The 1,795-nt window shown below is 55.4% G+C and carries 2 protein-coding genes and 1 pseudogene; 1 reads left to right on the forward strand and 2 read right to left on the reverse strand.

All coding sequences use genetic code 11. The features are described from left to right. The coding region (locus G442_RS23485; RefSeq protein WP_154660426.1) for an alpha/beta hydrolase fold domain-containing protein at positions 1 to 604 on the forward strand (604 nt) is incomplete at its 5' end. A 158-nt stretch (positions 605 to 762) separates the two neighbouring features. On the opposite strand, the pseudogene G442_RS23490 reads toward G442_RS23485, so the two are convergent. Both G442_RS23490 and G442_RS25440 read right to left on the reverse strand, forming a co-directional pair. Continuing rightward, positions 763 to 1,104, reverse strand: a pseudogene (locus tag G442_RS23490) (DUF6362 family protein); the annotation flags it as partial. 104 nt (positions 1,105 to 1,208) lie between these two features. Beyond that, on the reverse strand, positions 1,209 to 1,571 hold the full coding sequence (locus G442_RS25440) for a hypothetical protein (RefSeq protein ID WP_146882734.1): 363 nt from the start codon (positions 1,569 to 1,571) through the stop codon (positions 1,209 to 1,211). Positions 1,572 to 1,795 lie beyond the last annotated feature (224 nt).

Here is a 1,795-nt window from a genome sequence, read left to right on the forward strand (position 1 = left end):
CGACCCGCTACGACAAGACCGCCCTGTCCTTCATAAGTTTCCTCAATATCGCCGCAGCAAGGCTCTGGATTGGATCTTTTGTCAACGGGACCTAGGGCTCAACCCGGACAAAATCGCGGTGATGGGTGAAAGCGCTGGCGGCGGCAATGCAGCGCGGCTTGCGCTGACAGCGCGCGATCGCAAGGAGGTCCCACTTGCCGCCCAGATCCTGATTTACCCTATGCTCGATGATCGTACAGGAAGCACGATTAAAGTTCCTGACTTTATAGGCGCGCTCCTTTGGACTCCCCAGGCAAACCAATACGGATGGTCATCTTTTCTTGGAATGCCGGCAGGCATCGATGATGCGCCTCCCGAGGCAGTTCCTTCACGACAAAAGGATTTGTCAGGCCTTCCACCAACATTCATTGGCGTCGGCGCGCTCGATCTCTTCGTCTTCGAAGATACAGAGTATGCGCGGCGGCTGATCGAGGCAGGCGTACCTACCAAGCTGCTCGTTTCGCCCGGCGCCTATCACGGCTTCGACCAGTTGGCGCCTGATGCGGACATCTCAAAAGAATTCGCCGCAGCACAAATCAGCGCATTGAGGAGCGCGTTCAAATAACATCACCTGGACCCGGGCCGGAGCTTTCAGCTTATCCGGCCCTGTGTTCAGCCAAGTGAGGCACGAGTTCATGTGACGGGCCACGGTGGAGATCGTCGTGACACGCTCAATAAAAAAGGCCGCGCAACCGGTTGGCTGCACGACCCCTGATCATGGGCCTAAAAACACTGCATTTTGGAACATTTGGAAAGGGGAAAATTCACCTGACCGAACATTTTTCTGGTGATCACCGCTAACCCGCTGGAATGCCAGCGTTTAGCGGTGACATGACTCACGCTCATTCGCGATCCTATGTCACGCCAGCTGAAAAGATGACGACGGCTGATCGGATGAACCATCATCCAGAAAAGCACGACACGGCGTTGCCCTGCGTCCGTGATCCATGACACCCACTCCAGCGCTTCGTCCATCTGACTGATTGCAGCGGCGGACGGGACGGCCGGACGGATCACGTCTGATCTTGTCAACGTCAACAGATCTTCGAGCTCCATGAGCGTGTCGCCCCACGACGCGCCCTTAGCTGGACGGACGCATCCACTCGCCCATGGCCTTTTCCCACGCGTCCTGCGCCAGATGATCCGCCACCGTGCGCGGCGCATGAACGTCAAACCGCTCGATCGCCTGCGTCACGGCGGGTTTTCAAATGGGTTTCCAGTTCGGTTTCATCCATCTGAAACCGAATGCGCGCGACATCAGCCAGCGACGGTGCCCGGCCCATGCCAAACGTCACCACATCGTCGACGCCAAGCCAGCGGATCGGGTCGTCGAGAAGCGGCATTACAAATTGGTGTCGGCGACCCAACTCGATGCTCAGGCAATCCGAGACTACCGATAGTTTGCTGAATGTCGTTTTCCAGAACTCTATCGCAATCAAAACGGAAAAACATCCGAACAGTATAGGGATTTTCCCACAACCTTGGGAGGCCGCTATATTGCCACCTAAAATCCATGAATCTGCTGCGTTCACCCTGATGGCATCGCTATTGGTATGTCCTTGGAGTGCGAACGGAAAATCCAATAATTACAACGTGCAATTAAACCAATTGACCATCGCGTGGGGATTACAAATAAAAACCACCAAGCTGGCAGTCGGGGGGCTAGGGTCTGTTAGGTCTTGAGATGATCTGCTGTTGCAGCGATGCAGATGACAGCCATGAAGGACGTAGCGGTTTTCTCATACCGCGTGGCGAC

The organism is Acetobacter nitrogenifigens DSM 23921 = NBRC 105050, assembly GCF_000429165.1.
GTDB lineage: Bacteria > Pseudomonadota > Alphaproteobacteria > Acetobacterales > Acetobacteraceae > Acetobacter > Acetobacter nitrogenifigens.